We start from the raw sequence: 23,797 nt of genomic DNA on the forward strand, positions 1-23,797 counted from the left end.
TCAATGCGACCAAATCGCTAGATCGACACCATAGAAACGAAAAAGGGGGCCGTTGGTTCGGCCCCTCTTTTTTGCCTGCCAAACTCTGCGTTACAGCTCTGGAATAACCAGTCGCTGTCCAACGCGGATGCGATCGGGGCTCGACAATGTCGAACGGTTCGCATCGAAAATTCTGCCGTAGAAGGCGGCGTCGCCGTAGAACTTGATCGCGATCGCCCCCAGACTGTCACCGGAGTTCACCGTGTAGAACCGGAACTGCTGGGCGTCGGTCGAGGTCTGCACGACCCGCACTTCGACACCCGCCCCGTCGACGGGCACATCCGGAACAGCCGGGGCCGGCTGGCCAGAGGCGACACGTGCCTGCGTGACGATGCTGGCCAGCAATACGCTGGTGTCCACACGCCCGTCCGCGGTGACGAGGATGTTGGGCACAGCCACCGTTCCGGCACTTGCCGCCTCGTTGACCAGCGTGTCGATGGTGGCATCGGTCTCGCCCGCGCGCAGGGCCCCGATCACCAGTTCGGACAACGCCGAAGGCTCCGCAGGAGCCGGTGTGCCGCCGGTGACCGCCCGGATGCTCGACAGGATACCGCTGGTCATCTGGCCCATCTCGTCGGTCGGCGCCGGGGCCGGCACCCCCGTATCAAGCCCCAACCCCGCCAGAATCCCGGCCGTGGTCTGATCCAGCGTCTCTTCGCCGGTGCGCAGGGTCGACGAAGGCGCCATGACGCGGGTCACGCTGCGCAGGGCCGGCTGGAAGGTCTCGACCTGCGCAGGCTGCTCGCGGGTCACTTCAACCCCGGCGCCCAGCCGGTCGACGGCAGGGGCCGCACCGGCCACGGCGTCAGGCTGCTTGTCTCCCCCCGATGGGTCGATCACGATCCAAGCGCACAGGATCACGGAAAATACAAAAAGTCCGACGACGATCCGGATCATGGGAGGGGAAGTCCTTCGAATTGGGCCGACTGCAATTCAGCCTTCATTTTGATGTACAGATAGCGAGAGACCCTGCGACTGCCAGTCCTGCATGCCGCCGCGGTAATAACGGATTTTCGATGCGGGGTATCCTGCCGCCAAGAGGTTGTCGATGGTGCGCACCGCCTGATCCGACGACGGGCCGGCGCCAAAGACGGTCAGGTCCAGCGCCGTGTCGAAATTCAGCGCCCCGCCTTGGGTCTGCGCACCCAGCGCAAGGAGAATTTCGCCCAGATAGGGATTGCCGGGGGCAAGGGCGGCCGTCGGAACATTGACCGCGCCGGGGATCGTGCCCTGCGCAAACTGGCCGGGCGCGCGGGTGTCGATCAAGAGGCCGAGGCTGGTGGAAACCATCGTCTCCAGAAACGCAATCGTCTCCAACTCGGCAATGGTGGTCACGCCGGGGGCCGCGATCAAGGGCTGGATGCAATCGGGCGGGCAGTTCCACGGCAGTTTCGCCTGTCTGGAATAGCGGCTGGCGATGGCCTGATCTCGCTGGATGGAGATGACGTTGCCGTTCACCTCGACACGCACCTCGGTCAAATCCTCGATCAGTGGCACCGTCTGGGCGGTCAGTGCCGACCCAAAACCAACCGCCAATACCATTACGCTCGTCCGAAGCCGCCGCCTCATCTGCACATCCCCCAATTCAAGGCCCACTACATATTGTTATTCCCGCTGGCAGGCGGGTTGGACTGATGAATTGCTACTAGGTGTAGTAGAATCACGATTCTCAAGTCAAACAGAGATGCGAATCAGGGGCAAAAAACTTTGCCATTGGGCGGCGAATGCCTCCCGGCGCGCCAATTCCACCGGGACAAAGCGGGGGCGCGGGCCGAGGCTACGGCCGCTTTCCAAGAAGGTAAGCGCCCCGGCACTCGGGGGTCACGGCTTGGGTCGTGGCGCGAAGCGGGGTGGCCGGGTCGATCGACGATTGCTCGATCCACACGCCCTTCCAGCAGACATCCTGCGCATAATTCCCGGAATTGAAGCCAAAGCCGTCGCGGCCGCAATCCTCGACATCTCCGTCGGCATTCCACCCCTGAGACTGCTCGCCGGGAAAGCTGCCGCCGGTGGGAAAGGTCAACGTCGCCGGATCGAACCGCAGGTGCCACGTCGTGTCGCGGCTCCGCTCTGCCAGGGACCAGCCGCCGATTGCCACGCCGCTCAGATAGCCGGTGATGCGGAATTCGGTCACGTCGGCCTCGGTGATGACCGGCTTGCTCAGCAAATCGTCGGGAAACCCGATCACGCCGGTCATCGTGTAACCGCCCGCTCCGGCCCAGCAAAAGTTGAACCGTGCGGCCTGCACGGGGGCGGCAAGACAGGCGCATACGCCCGCCAGAAGGGCACCCTGCCGGATCAAGGGGCCTTCCCCAGCAGAGCCGGGGCGGTGCATCCCGGCAATTGCGGTTCGGCATAGCCGAGGATCGGCTTGTCGGGCTCGATCGACGAAGACAGGATGAACGTGTTGTCGATACAGAAATCCTGCCCGCCATTTCCGGCGTTGAAACCGAAACCGGGCACGCCGCAGTCGGTCACGTCGCCGTTGGCGTTCCACATCTGATAGAGACCGTCGAGGCCCACCAGCGGGAACACCGCCGTGCGGGGCTGATAGCGCAAGAGCCAGCTTGTCTGCGGCGTCCGGTCGGCCATGTCCCATTTGCCGATCACGCGCTCCTCGAAATAGCCGGTGATGCGAAAGCTGGTCACGTCGTCCTGCGTGACGATGGGGGCGCTCATCAAAGCATCGGGAAAGGTCATGCGACCCGTCATCGTATAGCCCCCGGCGCCGAGCCAACAGATATAGACCTCTGCCGCCTGAACAGGAGCCGCGAGCAGCGCCAGAACCGCGCCCAGATACCGTGCCCGTCCGATCATCCGTTCTGCCGCAGCACGTGACCGGCCAGATACAACGATCCGGCGATGAGAATGCGGGCCTTCGGGGCCTCGGCGGTGATCGCGGCAATCGCATCGGCCAGACTGTCCGCCGGCTCGGCGCGCATCCCGATGGCAAGAGCCTGTTCGGTGGTCTCCTCGGCGCTCAGGGTCGCCGCTTCGCCGGGGATTGAAATGCCGCGCAGGCTGGCGACCTCGGCAGCCAAGGGCTTCAGATAGCCCGCGATATCCTTGGTGCGGAGCATACCGCAAATCATGTGTGTCGGGCGCTTTGGCAGGGCGGCGAGCGTCTTGGCGACGGCGGCCCCGCCCGCAGGATTGTGGCCGCCATCGAGCCAGATCTCGGCCTCGGGCGCCAACTCGGCGACATGGCCAGAGGTCAGGCGCTGCATCCGGGCGGGCCAATAGGGCTGGGTCACGGCCGCCTCGCAGGCGGCCTCGTCGCGCCCCAGATGGCGCAGGGCGGCAATCGCGGTGCCCGCATTCACGTATTGATGCGGGCCGGGTAGCTTTGGCAGCGGCAGATCGAGCAACCCGCGCTCGTCCTGATAAATCAGGCGGCCGCGCTCTTCCCAGACGTGCCAGTGCTGACCGTGAGCGATGAGCGGCGCACCGAGGCGGGCGGCGGTCGCTTCGATCACCTCCATGCTCTCCTCGTGCTGGGGGCCGACGACGCAAGGAACGCCACGCTTGATGATCCCGGCCTTCTCGGCGGCGATCTCCGCGAGAGTATCGCCAAGGTAGGACTGGTGGTCCAGATCGACCGGGGTGATGATCGTCAGCGCAGGCCGATCGACGACATTGGTGGCATCCAACCGACCGCCGAGCCCCACCTCGAGCAGCGTCCAATCGGCCGGGGTCTCGGCCATGGCGAGGATCGCGGCGCAGGTGGTGATCTCGAAATAGGTGATCGAGGCGGGGCCGTTGGCGGCATAGGCACGGTCCAGCACTTCGCCCAGCGCCGGTTCGGAGATCAGCTCCCCGGCCAGCCGGATCCGCTCGTGAAAGCGGGCGAGATGCGGCGAGGTATAGGCGTGAACCCTGTCACCGCCGGCCTCAAGCCCCGCGCGGATCATCGCCTGGGTCGAGCCCTTGCCATTGGTGCCCGCGATGTGGATCACCGGGGGCAAGCGGCGCTCGGGATGATCCAAGCGTTCCAGCAAATGCCAGACACGATCCAGGGTCAGGTCGATGACCTTGGGGTGCAGGGTCATCATGCGGGCCAGAATGGCGTCACTGGACACGGGTTTGCTCCGCTTTGAAACAGGCCGACGGGGCACAGCGGGCGGCACGGCAGCGCGCTGGCCCCACGGCCTTGAACACCTGACTCACTTGGCCTTCGGGGCCGGTGTCGATTTGGGGGGCGCGCTGTCCGTGGCGGCTTCGGCGGCCGGGGCATCCGGCACGGGCGGCGCCTTGGCGGTCTCCGGAGCGGGCAGATCGCCCGCCACGGCCGGCGGCAAGCCCATCAACATACGCAGAATACGGACAAGCTCGTCGGTCAGCTGACCACGCGGGGTCACGCGGTCGAGCATCCCGTGATCCAGCAGATATTCGGCGCGCTGGAACCCTTCGGGCAGCTTCTCGCGGATGGTCTGTTCGATGACGCGGGGGCCGGCAAAGCAGATCAGGGCACCCGGCTCCGCGATCTGGATATCGCCCAGCATCGCGTAGGAGGCGGTGACGCCGCCGGTGGTCGGATGGGTCAGCACCACGATGTAGGGCAGCCCGGCTTCCTTGAGCATCTCGACGGCCACCGTCGTGCGGGGCATCTGCATCAGGCTGAGGATACCCTCCTGCATACGGGCGCCACCGGCGGCGGAAAACAGGATCAGCGGACGGCCCAGCTCCACCGCGCGCTCGGCGGCGGCGATGATGGCGTTGCCGACATACATGCCCATGGAACCAGCCATGAAGCTGAAATCCTGCGCAGCGGCGACGACAGGCGTGCGGCCCATCTCGCCTTCGACGACCAGCATCGCCTCCTTTTCAGAGGTGGTGCGGCGGGCATCCTTGATGCGGTCTGTGTACTTCTTCTGATCGCGGAATTGCAGCGGATCGGGAAGCGGCTCCGGCACGGTCACTTCGGCGAACACGCCGCCATCGAACATCGCCTTGAACCGGGCGCGAGGCGTGATGTGCATGTGGTGCGAACAGGAGGGGCAGACGTTCAGATTGTCGGCCAACTCGCGGTGAAACAGCATGGTCCCGCATTCATCGCACTTTGTCCAAAGGTTCTCGGGAACCTCACGACGCGAAAAGATCGAGTTGATGGTCGGACGGACGTAGTTCGAAATCCAGTTCATGGAGCCTGCTGCCTATGAATGTATCAAATGCCGAGATAAGGCCCACAGCCCCGAATTGCAATGCAGATGGGGTGGCGATCCCACGAGGACTCGAACCCCGAACCTGCTGATTAGAAGTCAGCTGCTCTATCCAGTTGAGCTATGGGACCATTAAGGGCCGTTTGGCGCATCGGAGGCCTGTTTGGCAAGGCATTTCCGCGCAGCACCGCCAACGGCGAGGCTTGGATCAGTGTGTCCATACTCCACGGCGATGGGTGGCGAAATTCTCGCCATAGCCGCCGGCGCGGATGTTGGGCTTGCGGGTCTTGGGCTCGCGGACCACCGCGTCGATCCCGTGTTCCGCGGCATAGTGGATCGCGGCTTCCTTGGTGTCGAAGCGCATCCGCACCTGCGTCTGGGTATCCGAGGACGACGTCCAGCCCATCAACGGATCGACCTCGCGGCCGGACGTTTGGGCAAATTCCAACACCCATTCCTGGGTTTTGGCGGTGCCAGACTGCATGGCTGTCTTGGCGGGCTTGTAAATGCGTGCACGCATGAGGCAACTCCACTGGATCACCGCCTATATCAGGCAAATGGACGGTCCATGCAATCCCCGGCGGCGCCCCGCGCGGGGCAAGTCCGCACAAAAGGGCGCCAATTGCGGGGTCGGGCGACGGAAACGGCTTGCAGCGACGTTGAGACAGCAGCACTGAGAAGATAGCCGCAGCGTTGGAGGGGGGACGAATGAAGACATTTCGCAGGTTTCTCGCCGCCAACCCGATCGGCGTGCTGATCTTTGTGATCGCGATCGGGGCCGCGCTGACCTTCGGGGTCCGATTCGGCTCCGAGGCATGGTATTTCCGCGATCCGGCACACCGCGAGCAGACGCTCGAATCCTGGATGACGCCGCGCTACGTCGGAATGTCGTGGGGGCTGCCCAAAGAGGTCATCGGCCCGCTGATGAACCTCGACCCGGATCACCCGCGCGACGGCACGCCGCCGACGCTGGACGAGGTCACCGCCGATCTCGGGATCAGCCTCGAAGAGCTGCAACAGCGGATCGAGGCAGCCAAGACCCGGATCGAGGCCGAGCGCGCAGCGGCGAGGGCACGGCCATGACCGACACGCTGCTCGCGCTCCTACCGATCTACGGGCCAGGTCTGATCCTGATGTCGGTGCTGCTGTCCTGCCTCGCCGTGCCGATCCCGTCGTCGATGCTGGTGATGGTCGCGGGGGGCTTCGCGGCCAGCGGCGACCTTCTGTATTGGCAGGTGTTCGCGGCCGCATTCGTCGGCTTTGTCATCGGAGATCAGGGGGCGTTTCACATCGCCCGGCGGGGCGGGCCACCGTTGATCGACAAGCTCAAGCTGCGGCCCCGGATCGGGCCGCTGGTGGGACGGGCCGAAGCGTTTGTCGACCGGCGGGGCGGCTCGGCGGTGTTTCTCAGCCGCACGGTGGCCAGCCCGCTCGGGCCCTACGTCGGCTACCTCTCCGGCGCCTTGGGGTTCAAATGGCTGGCGTTCACCGTCTCGGCCGTCTTCGGGGCACTGATCTGGTCGGCAGGCTACAGTTATGTCGGCTTTCAGTTCGGCAGCCAGATCGATGAAATCAGCGCATTGATGAGCAACATGTTCGGCGTGATCGTGGCCGGCGCGGTGGCGATCGGGTCGGGCTGGTGGCTGCGGCACAGCTGGCGGTCGTTCAAGGCGCGGCACGGGGCCGAGGCATCCTCCTGACACCTACTGTCAGCAGCCGGGGTTGAAGACCGGCGCTTGCGGGCCAATCTTAGGACGTCACCGGAGAATCGCTATGCACAACAACTCGCCCGAAGCCATGCCCGTCATGCACGCCCCCGCACCCAACGTGCGCGAGCGTGACAAACTCGAGGGCGGGATCCGGTTTCGGATGGAGACCGAGTTCTCCGCCGCAGGCGACCAGCCCGCCGCGATCAAGGAATTGACCTCGGGCGTGCTGTCCGGCGAACGGGATCAGGTGCTGCTCGGGGCCACCGGCACCGGTAAGACGTTCACGATGGCCAAGGTGATCGAGGAAACCCAGCGGCCCGCGATCATCCTTGCCCCAAACAAGACTCTGGCCGCCCAGCTCTACGGCGAGTTCAAAGGGTTCTTCCCCGACAACGCGGTCGAGTACTTCGTCAGCTACTACGACTACTACCAGCCCGAAGCCTACGTGGCGCGGTCGGACACCTATATCGAGAAAGAAAGCCAGATCAACGAACAGATCGACCGGATGCGCCACTCGGCGACCCGGGCGCTGCTGGAGCGGGACGACGTGATCATTGTGGCCTCGGTGTCGTGCATCTACGGTATCGGCTCGGTCGAGACCTACGGGGCGATGACCCAAGACCTGCACGTCGGCAAGTCCTACGATCAGCGGGCGGTGATCGCGGACCTGATCGCACAGCAATACCGGCGCAACGATCAGGCGTTCCAGCGCGGCACCTTCCGGGTGCGCGGCGACAGTCTTGAGATCTGGCCCGCCCACCTCGACGACCGGGCATGGCGGCTGTCGTTCTTTGGCGAAGAGCTTGAAAGCGTGACGGAATTCGACCCGCTCACCGGGCAGAAGACCGACACCTTCGATCGGGTGCGGATCTATGCCAACAGCCACTACGTGACGCCGCGGCCCACGATGCAGCAGGCGATCATCGGCATCAAGAAAGAGCTCAAGATCAGGCTCGACCAACTGGTCAACGAAGGCAAACTGCTTGAAGCGCAGCGGTTGGAACAGCGGACCAATTTCGATCTCGAAATGCTCGAAGCGACCGGCGTCTGCAACGGGATCGAGAACTACTCGCGCTACCTGACCGGGCGGGCTCCGGGCGAGCCACCGCCGACGCTCTTCGAATTCATCCCCGACAACGCCATCGTCTTTGCGGACGAAAGCCACGTCTCGGTGCCGCAGATCGGCGGCATGTACAAAGGCGACTTCCGGCGCAAGATGACGCTGGCCGAACACGGGTTCCGGCTGCCGTCGTGCATGGACAACCGACCGCTGAAATTCGAGGAATGGGACGCGATGCGGCCGCAGTCGGTGTTCGTCAGCGCCACGCCCGCCGCATGGGAGATCGAGCAAACCGGCGGCGTCTTCACCGAACAGGTGATCCGGCCCACAGGGCTGCTCGATCCGGTCATCGAAATCCGGCCCGTCGACACGCAAGTCGATGATGTCATGGACGAAATCCGCAAGGTCACGGCCAACGGCTACCGCACGCTCGTGACCACGCTGACCAAGCGGATGGCCGAAGATCTGACCGAATACTTGCACGAAAACGGGATCAAGGTGCGCTACATGCACTCCGACATCGACACCATCGAACGGATCGAGATCCTGCGCGATCTGCGGCTCGGGGCCTTCGACGTGCTGATCGGGATCAACCTGCTGCGCGAGGGGCTCGACATCCCCGAATGCGGGCTGGTGGCGATCCTCGACGCGGACAAGGAAGGCTTCCTGCGCTCTGAAACCTCGCTGATCCAGACCATCGGGCGGGCGGCGCGGAACGTCGACGGCAAGGTCATCATGTATGCCGACCGGATCACCGGCTCGATGGAGCGGGCGATCAAGGAAACCGACCGGCGGCGGGCCAAGCAGATCGCCTATAACGAAAAGCACAACATCACGCCTGCCACGGTCAAGAAGAACGTCGAGGACATCCTCGCCGGGCTCTACAAGGGCGACGTGGACATGAACCGGGTGACGGCCAAGGTCGACAAACCGCTCGCCGGGGCCAACCTGCAGGCGGTGCTCGACGGGCTGCGGGCCGATATGCGCAAGGCCGCCGAGAACCTCGAGTTCGAGGAAGCGGCGCGGCTGCGGGACGAGGTCAAACGGCTCGAGACGGTGGAGCTCACCATCGCAGACGATCCACTCGCGCGGCAGCAGGCGGTCGACAAGGCCGTGGGCGAAGCGCAGAAAATGGCGGGGCGGAGCACCTCCGGCAGGCCCGGCCAACGGGGCGGCAAGTCCCGCTACGGCGGCAAGCGTTAGAGGCCCGCCGACCGGCAGGCGGCCTTGGTGCGGGCGCACCGACGGTTTGTCAGGGCCGGCAGAAATCGGGCATCGCCGCCGGATCATCGCGTGCTATGTCTGATCCATGCGCCTGATCCTGCTCATATCCTGCCTCGCCTGCTCGCCCGCCGCCGCGTGGGAATTCTCCGCGACACCGATCTGCACCCTGAGCCACGAAACCGAAGACGCGGCCGTCGTCGTCACCTATGACGCAACGCTGCCCGAATACACGATCTCGGTCACCCGGGCGGAACCGTGGCCGGATGCGGCGATTTTCGCCATGACATTCGACGGCGGCCTGCCGTTGACGATCCAGACCGACCGGCACGTGCTGTCCGCGGACCGGCTGAGCCTCACGGTCACGGACCGCGGCTTCGGCAACGTCCTGAACGGGTTGGAACGCAACCGCATCGCCCTGGCGGTCGCGGGCGGCGCGGTCGCGGCCCTGCCACTCGACGGGATCGAAGAGCCGATGCAGGCGTTTCGGTCCTGCCCGCAGGTTGGCCTTTCGTGAAAACGATGCAAGCTGAAAGGGAAGCCCGGTTTGAAATTGCGTCTTCCGATGGACCACTACATCTCAGGGCGACAACAGTTCAAAACCGGGCTGATTTATTAGTAATCTATAAAGGTGAATAAATTACTAACTTGGCGTTAACCATTTCAGCGCATGGTCGAATTATGCTGCGCCCGGTTCTTGCCCCTTTTTTCGCGTTATTGCTTGCGGCGACCCAAAGCCACGCCGGCGCGTGGCCGCGCGCCGAAGGCGAGACCTTCTTGTCCTTCGGCGGCAACGTCGCGCTGTTCGGCGAGGCCGTGCGCCCGGTCTACTACGACCCGACGGTCTATCTGGAATACGGGCTGACAGAGCGGTGGACCGTCGGCATCGACGGCTTCACCTCCGACAAGGGCACGGCCGGCAGCCTCTTCGTCTTTGTCCGCTACCCGCTTTCGCACCCGGACAACCCGGACAAGCTCGCCGTTTCGGTCGGCACCGGGGCCACGTTGATGCCCAACGGGGCGCTGGAAGAGACGCCGCGGATCGGGTTGCACTGGGGGCGTGGCTTTGCCAACGGCTGGATGGCGGCGGATACCGAGCTGACCTACGGGCTCACGCGCGGCATCGCCCAGACCAAGATCGACGTGACCATCGGCTACGATCTCAACGACGATTGGACGACGGTGCTGGTCAGCACCGCCGGGATCGGGCTGACGGGCGACGTCTACGTCAAGACGAGCCCCTCCCTGCTCTATCATTTCAACGATACGGTCAGCCTCCGGATGGGCTTGGTGCAGGCCCTCAGCGGCGATTTCGGCAGCGGGCTCAGCCTCGAGGCATGGCTGCGTTTCTAGGCTGTTGCGGATCGACCGTCGCGGCGGCACTCTGCGCGCATGACAGATCCGATCCGCCCCACCGACGACGACGCCCGCGCCCTCGCGCGGCAGTTGCTGACCTCTGCCCGCTTTGGCGCGCTGGCCACGCATGACCCGGAAACCGGGCTGCCGCATGTCGCCCGTGTCGCGGTCGGGCATGACGGCGGCGACGCGCTGCTGCTGATTTCGGAGCTCTCGCTGCACACCCGGCACCTCGGTGCATCGCCCGGCGCTGCGCTCCTTCTGGGCGAGCCCGGCGACAAGGGCGATCCCCTGACCCATCCCCGGATGACGATCCAGGGGCGCTGCGAAGAGGCCGACAAGGCGCGCCTGCGCGACGCATGGCTCTCCGATCACCCAAAGACCGCACTCTACTACGATTTCGCCGATTTCCGCCTGCTACGGCTCGTCGGTGAAGCGGTGCACCTGAATGGCGGTTTCGGCAAAGCCTACCTGCTAGCTCCGGCCGACCTCGCCGCGCGCAACGGATCATAGACGGGCACGGGCTCCGGCATCGCCTCGTCCGTCGTGACCCAGCCGCCGTCTTGCGCACCGGCATAGGGCTGCACCCGCGCCTGCCCGACCCATGCTTCGTCCACCGCTTGCGGGAAAAACGCCAAATGGCTGCGCAGCGCCCGATATTCCGGCGGCGGTTCCGGAAAGAACCAGACAGCTTCGGGAATCAGGCCCTCCGGCCCGATGAGGTGGAAATAAGCGATCCGCCCGCCCCAGTCAGACTTTCCCTGACGGTCAGAGGGGTGCAGCCGGTCCATGTCCACATGATGCGCCGGCACATAGTAGAGCGGTGCCTCCGTGGCGCCCACGACCCTGACGGCCGCCTGCGACTGCGCGATCACCTGCCCCGCCAGTTCGATCCGGACACCGCCCGGCGCCGCTTCGAGAATGGGCGCGCAGGTCTGCCGCACCCTGGGAGAACCCCGCCAGGCCAGCATCAGCCCTCACCACAGCAACAGGGCCAATCGCCCACGGGAACCTCAGACATGCCTTTTCCCTTCCGCCCAATCGCTCAACCAAACCGCGTCAAACAACGATAGAACGGCAAAGCTAAACAAAGCCTTAACCGGACCGCTCTGCGTGATGGGCAGCCACGCGGATCAACCCAAAGTTGCCCGACAACACGGAACTGCGCCGATCCGCAACGCGCAGAACCGAAACAAGCGGCCAGCGGGCTGAAATATCCCGGGCGGCGCCTTGCAAGGCACAACCGCCACTGAAGGCCGCTATCCCTCTGTCAGAAAACACATTCTCACACCCGGCGCCGGCCGGGACGACGCGACGCGGGCCTCACATTCGCGCTATGGCAGACTGGGTCGATTGCTCCAACGCGCTAGATCGGCCATTGAGAGGCTCACCCATTCCAAGGACACAATATGTTGGACGCCCCCGCACGACGGCTGATCGACCCCACGCTCAATCGGATGGGCGCGGCGATTGCACGCTTTGGCGTGTCGGCCAATACGGTGACGATGCTCGGGCTGGGGCTGGGGCTGCTTGCGGCGCTGCTGATCGTCATCGGCTGGCCGCAACTGTCGCTCCTGCCGCTTCTGGCCTCACGGCTGGCGGACGGGCTCGACGGGGCGATCGCGCGGGCGACGCAAAAGACGGACTTCGGCGGATACCTTGATATCGCAGCGGATTTTCTGTTCTACGGGGCCATCCCTCTGGCCTTCGTGCTTAATGATCCGGCGGCAAACGGGGCGGCTGGGGCGTTCCTGCTCGCCTCGTTCTACTTCAACGGAACCAGCTTTCTGGGCTACGCGATCCTCGCCGAGAAACGGGGGATGAAGACCTCGGCGCAGGGGGTCAAATCGCTCTATTACTCCAACGGCATCCTCGAAGGCACCGAAACCATCGGTTTCTTCATCCTGCTATGCCTGTTTTCGGGCAGCTTCCCCCTCATGGCCTGGGTGTTCGGCACCTTGTGTTTTCTGGGTGGAGCGTTGCGGATCTATGCCGCCTCGCGGATTTTCCGCGACTAGAGCCCGGCACATGGCCGAGCCTGCTGGAAATGCCGCCCCCGATCCTGTAGCGGATGGCGTCGAAGCGGCAGGAGCGCAGTGACTTGACGGCCTCATCACAGCAAACAGACGATCTGGGGCCCCTGATCCTCGGCGCAAGCGGACGCGTCGGTCAGGCGTTTCGTACGTTGCACCGCGCCGGTTTGTGGCCCGCCACAGCGCAGCCCCTCTGGCACGCCCGTCAGCCCGGTCAGGGCGACTACGGCTGGGATATGCTGGCAGAGGACGCCCCCCGCGATCCCCGGCTGGCACGGGTGCGCGGGATGATCGTGCTGACCGGCGGCACCGGTGGGACCACCGGCCCCGATCACAACAGCGCGCTGGCCAAGGCCGCAATCGACCTCGCCACCCGCGAGGGGATCGGGCCGGTTCTGCTGTGCTCGTCTCAGGCGGTCTACGGTCGCGCCACCGGGCCACAGACCGAGATTACGGACCCGACGCCTGCCAACGCCTACGGCGAGGCCAAGCTGCGGATGGAGCAGACCGTGCAGGGCGCGGCCGGGGTCTGCTGCCTGCGGATCGGCAATGTCGCGGGCACCGACATGCTCCTGCGCAACGCGGCCCTTGGGCCGGTGACGCTCGACCAGTTCGCCGACGGGTCCGCACCGCGGCGGTGCTACATCGGGCCGCTCAGCCTTGCAGCCACGATGCTGACGCTCATCGACCAGCCCACACTACCCCGGCTGGCGAACGTCGCGGCCCCGGGCGAGTTGGGGATGGACGCGCTGCTGACCGCCGCCAAGGCCGACTGGCGCTGGCGGCCCGCCCCTGCGGATGCCCTGCCCGCCCTCTCGCTCGATCTGTCGCGGCTGATGGAGCTCGCGCCGCTACCGGCCAAGGCAGGCACCGCGCCCGCCCTGATCGACGAAGCACAATCCGCCGGCTGGAGGGTCTTTGCATGACATGGAGCAAGCGCCTGCTCGACCTTGCCGTCGCGATCCCGGCCTGCCTCATCGCGCTGCCGATCCTGCTGGTGCTCTGCCTGCTGCTGCTGATCCGCGAGGGTCGGCCGATCTTCTATATCTCGGAGCGGATGAAAACGCCGACCGAGGGGTTCGGGCTGGTCAAGCTGCGGACCATGCGGCCCAGCCCGCCGGGAACAGAGGCCGGCGTGACGGGCGGGGACAAATCCGACCGGATGTCGGATTTCCACCGGCTTCTGAGGCGAACGCGGGCGGACGAACTGCCGCAACTGTGGAACGTGCTCAAAGGGGATATGAGCCTCGTCGGACCCCGGCCGCCCCTGCGGGTCTATGTCGAGGACTATCCGGAACTCTACGGCGAAGTGCTGCAATGCAGACCCGGCGTGACCGGCATCGCGTCATTGCGATTTCACCGACGCGAAGAGCAATTGCTGGCGGCCTGTAGGTCCGCGGCCGAAACCGATGCGGTCTATCGCAGACGGTGCGTCCCGCGCAAAGCGCACATGGACATTCTGTATCGAAACAGCCAGAGCGTGTGTGGCGACATTTCGCTCATAATACAGACGATTGCCCGACTTTTCGGCAGACATTAAGGCGCTGAGCTTGCTACAACGCCGCAACGCAGTATCATCGGCTGTTAATAACCCGCTGATTCTGAAAAGGTGACGAAGCCTTTGCGCTGAACGAGCAGGACGAGTTTATTGGATTACCTTGGTGCCTCCTATTCAATGGCGAAAGCCCGCAATTAGAACGACGTGGGCCGGAGAATTCTGAAGTGAGACTGCACGTGTCAAACGATTTGCTTTTGAAGATTGTCGCCGATCTTCCAAGGCCGATTAAGCAGGCCACCATCGTGGCACTTGATATCGCGTTACTCCCAATCGCCATGGTGCTGGCGCTCGCCCTGCAACAGAACCGTTTCCCGCCCGCCGAAGGGCTCCTGGAGCTCTGGATGGGCTTCGTCATCCTGATGACGATCGCCGGTCTGCTCAGCGTCGTGCTCGGTATCCATAAGGTGCAGCTCAAGGCTTACGAGACGCGGGCGCTGGGGATGACGGCGGCGCATGTGCTGGTCATCGGGCTTGCGGCGGCGATCATCGACGGGCTGTCTGGGCGCGAAAGCCCGATCTCGACGGCAATCATTTTCGCCTTTGTCTACTTCGGGATGTGCGCCTCCAGCCGGTATCTGCTGCTGAAACTGCTGCGGTGGATTTACGACAAGCAGGAGGATCAGGTCCGGGTGCTGATCTACGGCGCGGGGCGGATGGGGCAACAGCTCGTCGCGGCGCTCAAGACCGACGACACCATCGTTCCGATCGCCTTTGTCGACGACAGCAAGAGGCTGCATTCGACCATCGTAAAGGGGCTGACGGTCTACTCCTCGGCCTCGATTTCCACGCTGGTTTCGGAAAAGAAGGTCGACCGGGTGCTGCTGGCGATGCCGTCGCAGACGCGGGCGCGGCTGGCGCAGATCTCGGCCAAGCTCGAAGGCATGGGGCTGACGGTTGAATCGTTGCCCTCCTTCTCGCAGCTGGCCGGCAACGGGGCCAAGCTGGTCGAACAGTTGCGGCCGGTGCAGCCGGGGCAATTCCTCGGACGGCCACCTCTCGACAGCGAATTGCCGGGCGGATCAGAGACCTACGCCGGGCGCTCAATCCTCGTGACGGGTGCGGGCGGGTCCATCGGGTCCGAGCTTTGCAAGCAACTGGTGCTGTGCAAACCGCGCCGCCTCGTGTTGATGGAGATCAGCGAACTCGCGCTCTACAACATCAACAACGAACTGGCCGAACTGGCGCGGCACCAAGGGGTCGAGCTGATCCCCTCGCTTGGTTCCGTGACGGATGCGCCCATCGTGCGGCGGGTGCTTTCGCAGCACAGCGTCGACGTCGTGATCCACGCCGCGGCCTACAAACACGTCCCCATCGTCGAACGCGACCCGGTCCCGGGCTTTGCCAACAACGTTCTGGGCACCCATACGCTCGCCACCGCCGCCGCCGAAGCGCAGGTGGCGCGGTTTATCCTGATCTCCACGGACAAGGCCGTGCGGCCCAAGAATATGATGGGCGCGTCCAAGCGACTGGCCGAGATGGTCATTCAGGACCTGGCCAAGCGGGCCAATCCCGAGGCCGGCGACACGATCTTTTCGATGGTGCGGTTCGGCAACGTGATCGGCTCCTCCGGCTCGGTCATCCCGCTGTTCGAGGAACAGATCGCGCGGGGCGGGCCGGTGACGGTCACGCATCCGGACGTGACGCGGTTCTTCATGACCATCGCAGAGGCCGCACGGCTCGTGCTGGTGGCTGGCAGCCTCGCTAAAGGCGGCGACCTCTTCGTGCTGGATATGGGAGAGCCGATCCGGATCTACGATCTGGCGCAGCAGATGATCGCCGCGGCAGGCTACGAACAGCGGACCAAGGACAACCCCGGCGGCGATATCGAAATCCAGCTCACCGGCCTGCGGCCCGGCGAAAAGCTGTTCGAGGAATTGCTGATCGGCGAAGGCCAGACCAGCACCCCGCACCCAAAGATCCTGCAAGCCCGCGAAGCGCACCTCAGCGAGATCGAGGTCGCCGCCTGCATCAAGGCGATCCGGGCGGCGGTCGCAGAGGCCGACGACGACGCGATTCGCAAGATCGTCAGCCGCTGGGTCGAAAGCGGCAAGCGGATCGGCAGCCTGCAAAGCATCCCGGCAAGCTAGGCCGCTCACGGCAAATCACAGTCTTGAAACAAAAGTCACGCTTCGGCCCGTTCGGCCCGGCCCGCGCCTAGTCCGCGTGGTCCCTTGCGATGCGGGGTCGGCCCTGCGCCGTGACCCGCAGAGTGGCGTCGATAAACATCGGCTGCCCCTCGACCTCGACCTCGTTGATCTCGCGCGAAACAGTGAGGCGAACCTCCTCCACGCCGGCGCTGCGCGCACGCGCACTCGCATCGGCCGACAGCGCGGCTTCCAGCGCCGCGAGGGCCTCGTCCCGGTCCGTCAGGCGCAACGGCCCAGAGGCGAGGTGGACGACGAAACTGCCGCACCCCGCGCCCGACACGGTGCCGGTGGCGACCATCGACACCTGCCCCACCACCGCGCCGATGGCATTGGCGACACCGGCGTGAGCGGGCAGCACCATCCGGGTGCCCAGCCGCGTGCCAACCGCCCCGTAATAGCTCCCCGCAGAGGCACCAAGGCCGATGACCGGCACGCCGAGGCGCAGCTCCGTCTCGATCACGCCGCGGTGCCGGTCCAATCCGGCGCGGGTCAGCCCATGGGCGGCCATCGCAGCAGGCGCCCCGCCCCAGTCGCGTCCATCTTCGGCAAAGGCCGCTTCCAGCAGGCAGGCCACCGTCTGTGCGGTCAGCTGATCGACGATCATCTGCGCCATCTGGCCCGCACCCTCCGCGATCCGGTCGCCCCTGCCAGAACGTTTGCGGGCAAACAGGGCCAGTGCCTTCTCGGCGGCCTGCGTATCCCATTCCTGCACATAGCCCAGGACATGCGCGGCATCCGACGGGGTCACGCCCGCAATGACCGCTTGTCCGCGCGATACGAGGCGGCCCAACGCCGGGGCCTCCACGCGGTTGCGGATCAACTCGGCCAACGGCTGCGGGCCGTCGGCCAATCGCTCGGCCACAGCCGCCTCGCGTTTATCCAGCCCCGTCGGCAGCGCAGACCACAACGGCACGGCAAAGCGGCCGGCGCCGTCGCCCGCGATCTCGGTGGCCAGCGCCCGGTCGAGCACCCGGTGCACCATCTCGGCATGGGTCGTGGCCAGCAACGACACCGGCATCAGGCGGCGCGGACCAAGGCGCAGCCCGCCCTCGAGGCCCTCCAGCAGATGCACTTCGCTGTCGCCGCCAAGGCCGGTGGTGCGCATGGCCACGGCCTCCACCATGGTGCGGTGCGGGCCGACACGGGCGCCCTCGGGGTCGATCATCGGGCGACCGTCGCGCAGGAGGCAGACATCGGTGGTCGTGCCGCCGATATCGCTGACGAGGGCGTCGGTCTCGCCGGTCAGCCAGCTTGCACCGGCGATGCTGGCCGCCGGACCGCTCAGGATCGTCTCGATCGGGCGTTCCCGCGCGAGACCGGCCGAAACCAAGGCCCCGTCGCCGCGTACGACCATCAGTCGGGCGTCGATGCCGCGCTTGGCCAGATTGCCCTCGCAGGCTCCGATCAACCCGTCGATCATCCCGATCAGGCGGGCATTGAGCACCGCGGTCAGCGCCCGCTTCGGGCCACCCAAGGCGCTCGACAATTCGTGCGAACAGGTCACCGGGCGAGCCATCCTTGCACGGATCAGATCCCGGGCGGCGATCTCGTGGGCAGGGTTGCGGGTGGCAAAGCGGGCGGCCACGGCAAAGCCGCTGATCTCGGGGCCCAACCCCTCCAGCGCGGCCTCCAGTGCCGCCAGATCGAGCGGCGCGACCTCGGTGCCGGCATGGGTATGACCGCCCGGCAGTTGAATGACCGGATCGCCCTTGAGCGCCTCCTCCAACCCGTCGCGGGCAAGCTCCGCGGGATCGAAGCCGATGAAGACCAAAGCCACGCGACCGCCCTGCCCCTCGACCAATGCATTGGTAGCCAAGGTCGTCGACAAGGACACCATCGCCACGTCGATCGGAGAGACTTCGGCCTCGGCCAGAACCGCGTCGATGGCCGCGGCCACGCCGATCGACAGATCGGGGCGCGAGGTCAGCGCCTTGGCACTGGCCAGAACGCGGTCTTCGGCCTCGTCGATCAGGACGGCGTCGGTATAGGTGCCGCCGGTATCAATACCCAACAGTATCGGCATAAACGCCCTCCGGTGATGTCAGACCACATAGGGGATCAGTCGGCCCGCCTGCACGCACAAAAACGGCGCGAAGATCTCTCTTCGCGCCGTAGCTCAACGAGCGGTAGGTGAAAACCCCCGCTACGTGCTTAGTTCAGTGCCGCATCGGTGATGGCGCTGGTCCATGCACCCTCGGGCTGAGCGGTGATCACCGGATCGGAGCCACCGGCCAGCAGCGTGTCGACGGTGCGCTGGAAATCGGCCTCGTCGAGAGCGCCGTTGGAGCCTGCGGTCAGCTTGGCGACCTCTTCCATCATGGCGATCTGGTGCTCTTCGGTCTGGGCGCCGGTCTCGTCATAGTCGAGAACGATCATCGCGGCTTCGGTCGGGTTCTCTTCGGCCCATTTCCAACCGGCCATCGAGGCGCGGACAAAGCGGACCATCTTGTCCTCGAACTCCGGGTCGGCAAGGTTCTCCTCAAGGACATACATGCCGTCCTCGAGGGTGGCGACGCCCATGTCCTCATACTTGAAGGTCACCAGCTCGTCGGGGCTGACGCCGGACGACAGGACCTGATTGTATTCGTTGTAGGTCATGGTCGAGATGCAATCGGCCTGACGCTGCAACAGGGGATCGACGTTGAAACCCTGCTTGAGAACGGTCACGCCATCCTCGCCGCCATCGGTGGAAATGCCCTCTTGGCTCATCCAGCTCAGGAACGGGTATTCGTTGCCAAAGAACCAGACGCCAATGGTGCGGCCGACGAAATCCTGCGGACCGGTGATGCCGGTGTCCTTCCAGCAGGTCAGCATCAGACCGGAGGTCTTGAACGGCTGGGCGATGTTGACGACGGGCAGGCCGTTTTCGCGGGCGGCCAGGGCCGAGGGCATCCAGTTGAGCATCACGTCGGCGCCACCACCGGCCAAAACCTGCGGCGGAGCGATGTCCGGGCCGCCGGGCAGGATCGTGACATCGAGGCCCTCTTCTTCATAGAAACCCTGATCGAGGGCGACGTAGTAGCCGGCGAACTGGGCCTGCGTCACCCACTGCAGCTGCAAGCGAACCTCGTCCGCATGGGCATCGGCCAGCGCAGCGCCGCCTGTGACCGCAAGAGCGGCCGCTACGGCTGTGGACTTGAGAAATGTCGTCATGGTGGTTCTCCCGTTGGTTGTCATGATGGGCGCTTTGGCCTCTTGGGTTGGTCTTGTCTTGGTCGTCTCGTCGTCACTGGCCCCGCTGTGATGGATGCCAGAAGGTCACACCGCGCTCGATCGCGGCAACGGCCCCGTAAAAGGCGCTACCGGCAAGGGCGGACACCACGATCGCCGCCCATACCATATCAAGCGCAAGCTGTCCGACAGAGGTCGAGATACGAAATCCGAGTCCCACCGTCGGAGAGCCGAAAAATTCAGCAACGATAGCGCCGATCAGCGCCAAAGTGGTCGAAATTTTAAGGCCGTTGAAAATGAAGGGCATCGCGGCCGGCAGGCGGAGCTTGATCAGGGTTGGCCAATAGCCCGCACCATAGGTGCGCATCAGGTCGCGCTGCATGGCGCTGGTGTCGCGCAATCCGGCCACGGTGTTGACCAGCATCGGGAAAAATACCATCAGCACGACGACGGCCGCCTTGGATTGCCAGCCAAAGCCATACCACATCACGAGGATCGGAGCGGTGCCCACGATGGGCAGGGCCGACATGAAATTGCCCACCGGCAGCAGGCCCCGGCGCAGGAAATCATAGCGGTCCACGAGGATCGCCACGGCAAAGCCCGCGCCGCAGCCGATGACATAGCCCGACAGGCCGCCCTTGAGGATCGTCTGCACGAAATCCGCCCACAGGATGCTGGTGCTCGACGCAAAGGCCGCCGCGATGGCCGAGGGTGGCGGCAGGATCACCGCCGGCACGCCGAGGCCGCGGACGATCAGCTCCCACATGATCAGCACGGTCGCGCCGAACACGGCGGCGACGCAGAGGCCGGTCCAACGGTTGGCGGCATAGGGGCCGTTGGCCAGCCAGCGGTTCAGGCTCCAGCCCAGCGCCCAGACGATCAAGGCTATGACGACGAGGCTCATACCACCCCCATCCGACGCAGGGTCCGGCGCTCCAACGCGCCGATCGACCAGACCAGCAGCGCCGCCAAGGCGGCCGCCGCAATCAGCGCCGCCCAGATTTGCGAGGTCTGACCATAGTAGGATCCGGCCAGCATCCGGGCGCCCAGGCCGCCTTGCTGCACAGGCAATTCACCGACGATCGCACCCACGAGGCTCGCCGCAATGCCGATCTTGAGCGACGCAAACAGATAGGGCACCGAAGCAGGCAGGCGCAGCTTCACCAGAACCGCCGACTTGCTGGCGTTATAAGTGTGCATCAGGTCGAGCTGGCTCTGATCCGGGCTGCGAAGGCCCTTCACCATGCCGACCACGACGGGAAAGAAACTGAGGTAGGCCGAGATCACCGCCTTTGGCAGCATCCCCTGCAATCCCACGGAATACAGGACCACGATGATCATCGGGGCCAGCGCCACGATGGGAATGGTCTGGCTGACGATGGCCCACGGCATCACGCTCATCTCCATCGTGCGGGAATGGACGATGCCAACGGCCAGCAGGATGCCCAGCCCGGTGCCGATGACAAAGCCGAGCACCGTCGCCCAAAGGGTGATCCCCGCATGATAGACGAGGCCACGATTGGACAGGCTGCCCGAATTGACGATGCCACGGCGGCCGGTCATCTCTTCGACGACGGTGGTGTTCCACAGCTCGACGGCGATCTGATGCGGCGCAGGCAGCTTGGCACGGTCGAGGCTCCACGAGGCGCCGAGATGGGCCGTGTTGTTCAGCACCAGCCCGACGGCCCCGGCGTCGCGGCGCTCGACCGGGTCGGTCGGCGTCACCACCGCCCCGTCACGCTCGGCGGCGCTCAGCACTTCGCGGACGTTCATCGGCACGCAGGCGACATACCAGATCGCCAGAATGGCGAGGATCACGGTCAGAACCGGGCCGAGCGTTCCCTTCATGCGCCCGTCCCTTGCCGCAAACGACACCGACGCAATACCGACGGCAGACCGACGCGTTGTCCCAACCCCATCTCAGTCCTCCTGATGACCGGCACGCAGGCCCTCGCGGACGCGGTGCGCAATGGCGATAAACTCGGGCGTGTCGCGAATATCCAGCGGACGCTCGCGCGGCAGCGGGCTGTCGATCACATCGGTGATGCGGCCCGGACGGGGCGACATGACGACGATCTTGGTGCTCAGATAGACTGCTTCGGGGATCGAATGGGTCACGAAGCCGATGGTCTTTTCGGTGCGGGCCCAGAGCTTGAGAAGCTCCTCGTTCAGGTGATCACGGACGATCTCGTCGAGCGCCCCGAACGGTTCGTCCATCAGCAGAATATCGGCATCGAACGCCAGCGCACGGGCGATGCTCGCGCGTTGCTGCATCCCGCCAGAGAGCTGCCATGGGTATTTCTTCTCGAACCCCGCCAGATCGACCAGTTCAAGCACACGCTTGACGCGCTCGGCCTGATCGGCCTTGGAAAACCCCATGATTTCAAGGGGAAGGCGGATGTTGCCGCCAATCGTCCGCCAAGGATACAGACCCGCCGCCTGAAACACATAGCCATAAGCCCGGGCCTTGCGGGCCTCGTCGGGGGTCATGCCATTGACGGTCAGATCACCGCCCGTCGGCGTCTCCAGCCCCGCGATGCAGCGCAGAAACGTGGTCTTGCCACAGCCCGAGGGGCCAATGAACGAGACGAAATCACCCTTGTCGATGGTCAGGTTCACATCGCGCAGGGCATGAACCGGGCCATCGCCCGTCTGGAAGGTGAGGTCGAGATGCTGGGCAGAGATGACGGCGTCAGTCATATGGTCTATTCACCTGATCTTTCACACATAATCGGCGCGCCGATCTGCAATTCCACCAGCCTGCGCAGCTTCAGCAAGCCGCCGACGCGACGCTCGATCTCGGCCCGCAGGCGTTGATCATGGCCGGGCAAGAAATCACCGCCCTTGGTGTCGTCGCCGCAGCCGCACTCGCATTGCATCCGCATCAAACCCCACTCGCCGGAATACCCGACCGCTCTACCGGGCGGGGGTTGGTCAGTTCCTTCCACGAACTCAGGGCCTTGTTCACCGAAGTATTGGCCTCACGGGCGACGAACTCGCCGTGGCCCTCCTTGGTGCGGACCTCACCGTCGTGCACGGCGACATAGCCGCGGGTCAGGGTAAAGCGGGGCAGGCCCTTGACCTCCTTGCCCTCGAACACGTTGTAATCGATGGCCGATTGCTGCGTGCCGGCGGTGATCGTCTTGGTCTTCTCCGGGTCCCAGACCACCAGATCGGCATCGGCTCCGACCAGAACGGCGCCCTTCTTGGGATAGCAGTTGAGGATCTTGGCGATGTTGGTCGAGGTCACGGCGACGAACTCGTTCGGCGTCAGCCGGCCGGTGCCCACACCGTAGGTCCAGAGCATCGGCATCCGATCCTCCAGGCCGCCGGTGCCGTTGGGGATCTTGGTGAAATCACCCACGCCGTAGCGTTTCTGCTCGGTGGTAAAGGCGCAGTGATCGGTGGCCACGACCGACAGCGAACCCGACATCAGACCGGCCCAGAGGCTGTCCTGATGCTGCTTGTTGCGGAACGGAGGAGACATGACGCGGCGGGCGGCATGGTCCCAATCCTGGTTGAAATACTCGGATTCGTCCAAGGTCAGATGCTGGATCAGCGGCTCGCCCCACACGCGCTTGCCCTGCTGGCGGGCGCGGCGGATGGCCTCGTGGCTCTCCTCGCAAGAGGTGTGAACGACGTAGAGGGGCACGCCCGCCATATCGGCGATCATGATGGCGCGGTTGGTGGCCTCGCCCTCGACCTGCGGCGGGCGGGAATAGGCATGGGCCTCGGGGCCGGTGTTGCCCTCGGCGAGCAGGCGGGCAGACAGATCGGCCACCACATCGCCGTTCTCGGCATGGACCATCGCGATGGCACCCAGCTCGGCAAGGCGCTGGAAGGACGCGAACATCTCGTCGTCCTGCACCATCAAGGCGCCCTTGTAGGCCATGAAATGCTTGAAGGTGTTTATGCCGCGATCCTGCACCACGGTCTTCATCTCGTCGAACACCTGCTCGCCCCACCACGTGACGGCCATGTGATAGCTGTAATCGCAGTTGGCGCGGCCGGCCTTGTTGTCCCACATCTTCAGGGCATCCAAGAGGCCTTGCCCCGGTGAGGGGAGCGCGAAATCGACGACCATCGTGGTGCCGCCCGACAGGGCCGCGCGGGTGCCGCTCTCGAAATCGTCGGTGGAATAGGTTCCCATGAACGGCATCTCAAGGTGGGTGTGAGGGTCAATCCCGCCGGGCATCACAAAGCAGCCGGTCGCGTCGAGAACCTCCGCCCCCGAGAGGTCTTGGCCGATCTGGGTGATCTTGCCACCTTCGATCAAGACGTCTGCCTTGTAGGTCAGGTCTGCGGTGACAATAGTGCCGTTTTTGATGACAGTGCTCATTTGGG

The 23,797-nt window shown here is 64.8% G+C and carries 25 protein-coding genes and 1 tRNA gene; 10 read left to right on the top strand and 16 right to left on the bottom strand.

Going from position 1 to position 23,797, the window contains the following annotated elements; all coding sequences use genetic code 11:
• Positions 1-90: 90 nt before the first annotated feature.
• From LOM8899_RS23570 to LOM8899_RS03195, 8 genes are all read right to left on the bottom strand, one after another.
• On the bottom strand, positions 91-936 hold the full coding sequence (locus tag LOM8899_RS23570; RefSeq protein WP_211096157.1) for a LysM peptidoglycan-binding domain-containing protein: 846 nt from the start codon (positions 934-936) through the stop codon (positions 91-93).
• A 36-nt stretch (positions 937-972) separates the two neighbouring features.
• Positions 973-1,581, bottom strand: coding sequence for a rhodanese-like domain-containing protein (locus LOM8899_RS03165; RefSeq protein WP_168770455.1), 609 nt, complete (start codon positions 1,579-1,581; stop codon positions 973-975).
• A gap of 235 nt (positions 1,582-1,816) precedes the next feature.
• The gene (locus tag LOM8899_RS03170) at positions 1,817-2,341 is read right to left on the bottom strand and encodes a hypothetical protein (RefSeq protein ID WP_245820414.1); all 525 of its coding nucleotides are present in this window, start codon (positions 2,339-2,341) and stop codon (positions 1,817-1,819) included.
• The gene (locus LOM8899_RS03175) at positions 2,338-2,856 is read right to left on the bottom strand and encodes a hypothetical protein (RefSeq protein ID WP_093990687.1); all 519 of its coding nucleotides are present in this window, start codon (positions 2,854-2,856) and stop codon (positions 2,338-2,340) included. Before LOM8899_RS03175 ends, LOM8899_RS03170 begins: the two co-directional genes overlap by 4 nt.
• Positions 2,853-4,091 (bottom strand): bifunctional folylpolyglutamate synthase/dihydrofolate synthase, encoded by a 1,239-nt coding sequence (locus LOM8899_RS03180; RefSeq protein WP_093991389.1) that lies wholly within the window; start codon positions 4,089-4,091, stop codon positions 2,853-2,855. Before LOM8899_RS03180 ends, LOM8899_RS03175 begins: the two co-directional genes overlap by 4 nt.
• Before the next feature lie 111 nt (positions 4,092-4,202).
• Positions 4,203-5,180, bottom strand: coding sequence for an acetyl-CoA carboxylase, carboxyltransferase subunit beta (gene accD, locus LOM8899_RS03185; protein ID WP_093990688.1), 978 nt, complete (start codon positions 5,178-5,180; stop codon positions 4,203-4,205).
• A gap of 72 nt (positions 5,181-5,252) precedes the next feature.
• Positions 5,253-5,329: transfer RNA gene (locus LOM8899_RS03190), tRNA-Arg, on the bottom strand.
• 77 nt (positions 5,330-5,406) lie between these two features.
• Entirely contained in the window at positions 5,407-5,718 is a 312-nt protein-coding gene (locus LOM8899_RS03195; RefSeq protein ID WP_093990689.1) for an ETC complex I subunit, read from the bottom strand.
• Between the two features lie 188 nt (positions 5,719-5,906).
• Between LOM8899_RS03195 and LOM8899_RS23345 the strand changes: the two genes are divergently transcribed.
• From LOM8899_RS23345 to LOM8899_RS03220, 6 genes are all read left to right on the top strand, one after another.
• Complete coding sequence (locus LOM8899_RS23345) at positions 5,907-6,281, top strand: hypothetical protein (RefSeq protein ID WP_168770456.1); 375 nt, start codon at positions 5,907-5,909, stop codon at positions 6,279-6,281.
• A complete protein-coding gene (locus LOM8899_RS03200) occupies positions 6,278-6,898 on the top strand; it encodes a DedA family protein (protein ID WP_168770457.1) in 621 nt (206 codons plus the stop codon). The genes LOM8899_RS23345 and LOM8899_RS03200 overlap by 4 nt, the downstream gene beginning before the upstream one ends.
• Positions 6,899-6,971: 73 nt before the next feature.
• Entirely contained in the window at positions 6,972-9,170 is a 2,199-nt protein-coding gene (uvrB, locus tag LOM8899_RS03205; protein ID WP_093990691.1) for an excinuclease ABC subunit UvrB, read from the top strand.
• A gap of 106 nt (positions 9,171-9,276) precedes the next feature.
• The gene (locus tag LOM8899_RS03210; RefSeq protein ID WP_093990692.1) at positions 9,277-9,705 is read left to right on the top strand and encodes a hypothetical protein; all 429 of its coding nucleotides are present in this window, start codon (positions 9,277-9,279) and stop codon (positions 9,703-9,705) included.
• A 164-nt stretch (positions 9,706-9,869) separates the two neighbouring features.
• The gene (locus LOM8899_RS03215; RefSeq protein WP_093990693.1) at positions 9,870-10,541 is read left to right on the top strand and encodes a hypothetical protein; all 672 of its coding nucleotides are present in this window, start codon (positions 9,870-9,872) and stop codon (positions 10,539-10,541) included.
• A gap of 39 nt (positions 10,542-10,580) precedes the next feature.
• Positions 10,581-11,057, top strand: coding sequence for a HugZ family pyridoxamine 5'-phosphate oxidase (locus tag LOM8899_RS03220; RefSeq protein WP_093990694.1), 477 nt, complete (start codon positions 10,581-10,583; stop codon positions 11,055-11,057).
• Here LOM8899_RS03220 and LOM8899_RS03225 read toward each other — a convergent pair.
• Positions 11,012-11,515, bottom strand: a complete 504-nt coding sequence (locus tag LOM8899_RS03225) for a DUF427 domain-containing protein (protein WP_093990695.1) — start codon at positions 11,513-11,515, stop codon at positions 11,012-11,014. The two genes, LOM8899_RS03220 and LOM8899_RS03225, sit on opposite strands and share 46 nt — an antisense overlap.
• Positions 11,516-11,953: 438 nt before the next feature.
• On the opposite strand from LOM8899_RS03225, the gene LOM8899_RS03230 reads away from it, so the two are divergent.
• The 4 genes from LOM8899_RS03230 (at position 11,954) to LOM8899_RS03245 (ending at position 16,222) form a co-directional block, all read left to right on the top strand.
• Entirely contained in the window at positions 11,954-12,562 is a 609-nt protein-coding gene (locus LOM8899_RS03230) for a CDP-alcohol phosphatidyltransferase family protein (protein ID WP_093990696.1), read from the top strand.
• Between the two features lie 83 nt (positions 12,563-12,645).
• A complete protein-coding gene (locus tag LOM8899_RS03235; protein WP_168770458.1) occupies positions 12,646-13,503 on the top strand; it encodes an NAD-dependent epimerase/dehydratase family protein in 858 nt (285 codons plus the stop codon).
• Positions 13,500-14,117 (top strand): sugar transferase, encoded by a 618-nt coding sequence (locus tag LOM8899_RS03240; RefSeq protein WP_093990698.1) that lies wholly within the window; start codon positions 13,500-13,502, stop codon positions 14,115-14,117. Before LOM8899_RS03235 ends, LOM8899_RS03240 begins: the two co-directional genes overlap by 4 nt.
• Positions 14,118-14,311: 194 nt before the next feature.
• Complete coding sequence (locus tag LOM8899_RS03245; protein ID WP_245820415.1) at positions 14,312-16,222, top strand: polysaccharide biosynthesis protein; 1,911 nt, start codon at positions 14,312-14,314, stop codon at positions 16,220-16,222.
• A 67-nt stretch (positions 16,223-16,289) separates the two neighbouring features.
• Here the strand turns inward: LOM8899_RS03245 and LOM8899_RS03250 are convergent, their stop codons facing one another.
• The 7 genes from LOM8899_RS03250 to hydA all read right to left on the bottom strand — a co-directional run bounded on the left by LOM8899_RS03250 (position 16,290) and on the right by hydA (position 23,792).
• The gene (locus LOM8899_RS03250) at positions 16,290-18,305 is read right to left on the bottom strand and encodes a hydantoinase/oxoprolinase N-terminal domain-containing protein (protein ID WP_093990699.1); all 2,016 of its coding nucleotides are present in this window, start codon (positions 18,303-18,305) and stop codon (positions 16,290-16,292) included.
• A 128-nt stretch (positions 18,306-18,433) separates the two neighbouring features.
• A complete protein-coding gene (locus LOM8899_RS03255; RefSeq protein ID WP_093990700.1) occupies positions 18,434-19,435 on the bottom strand; it encodes an ABC transporter substrate-binding protein in 1,002 nt (333 codons plus the stop codon).
• Positions 19,436-19,508: 73 nt separating this feature from the next.
• Complete coding sequence (locus tag LOM8899_RS03260; RefSeq protein WP_093990701.1) at positions 19,509-20,357, bottom strand: ABC transporter permease; 849 nt, start codon at positions 20,355-20,357, stop codon at positions 19,509-19,511.
• Entirely contained in the window at positions 20,354-21,301 is a 948-nt protein-coding gene (locus LOM8899_RS03265; RefSeq protein ID WP_093990702.1) for an ABC transporter permease, read from the bottom strand. The genes LOM8899_RS03260 and LOM8899_RS03265 overlap by 4 nt, the downstream gene beginning before the upstream one ends.
• 72 nt (positions 21,302-21,373) lie before the next feature.
• A complete protein-coding gene (locus tag LOM8899_RS03270) occupies positions 21,374-22,153 on the bottom strand; it encodes an ABC transporter ATP-binding protein (RefSeq protein ID WP_093990703.1) in 780 nt (259 codons plus the stop codon).
• Between the two features lie 5 nt (positions 22,154-22,158).
• Positions 22,159-22,338, bottom strand: coding sequence for a hypothetical protein (locus tag LOM8899_RS03275; protein ID WP_093990704.1), 180 nt, complete (start codon positions 22,336-22,338; stop codon positions 22,159-22,161).
• Positions 22,338-23,792 carry a dihydropyrimidinase gene (gene hydA / locus LOM8899_RS03280; RefSeq protein WP_093990705.1) on the bottom strand — a complete coding sequence of 485 codons (1,455 nt, stop codon included), beginning with the start codon at positions 23,790-23,792 and terminating at the stop codon, positions 22,338-22,340. The genes LOM8899_RS03275 and hydA overlap by 1 nt, the downstream gene beginning before the upstream one ends.
• Between the last annotated feature and the right edge of the window lie 5 nt (positions 23,793-23,797).

Origin of the sequence: Flavimaricola marinus (assembly GCF_900184895.1) — a bacterium.
Taxonomy (GTDB): domain Bacteria; phylum Pseudomonadota; class Alphaproteobacteria; order Rhodobacterales; family Rhodobacteraceae; genus Flavimaricola; species Flavimaricola marinus.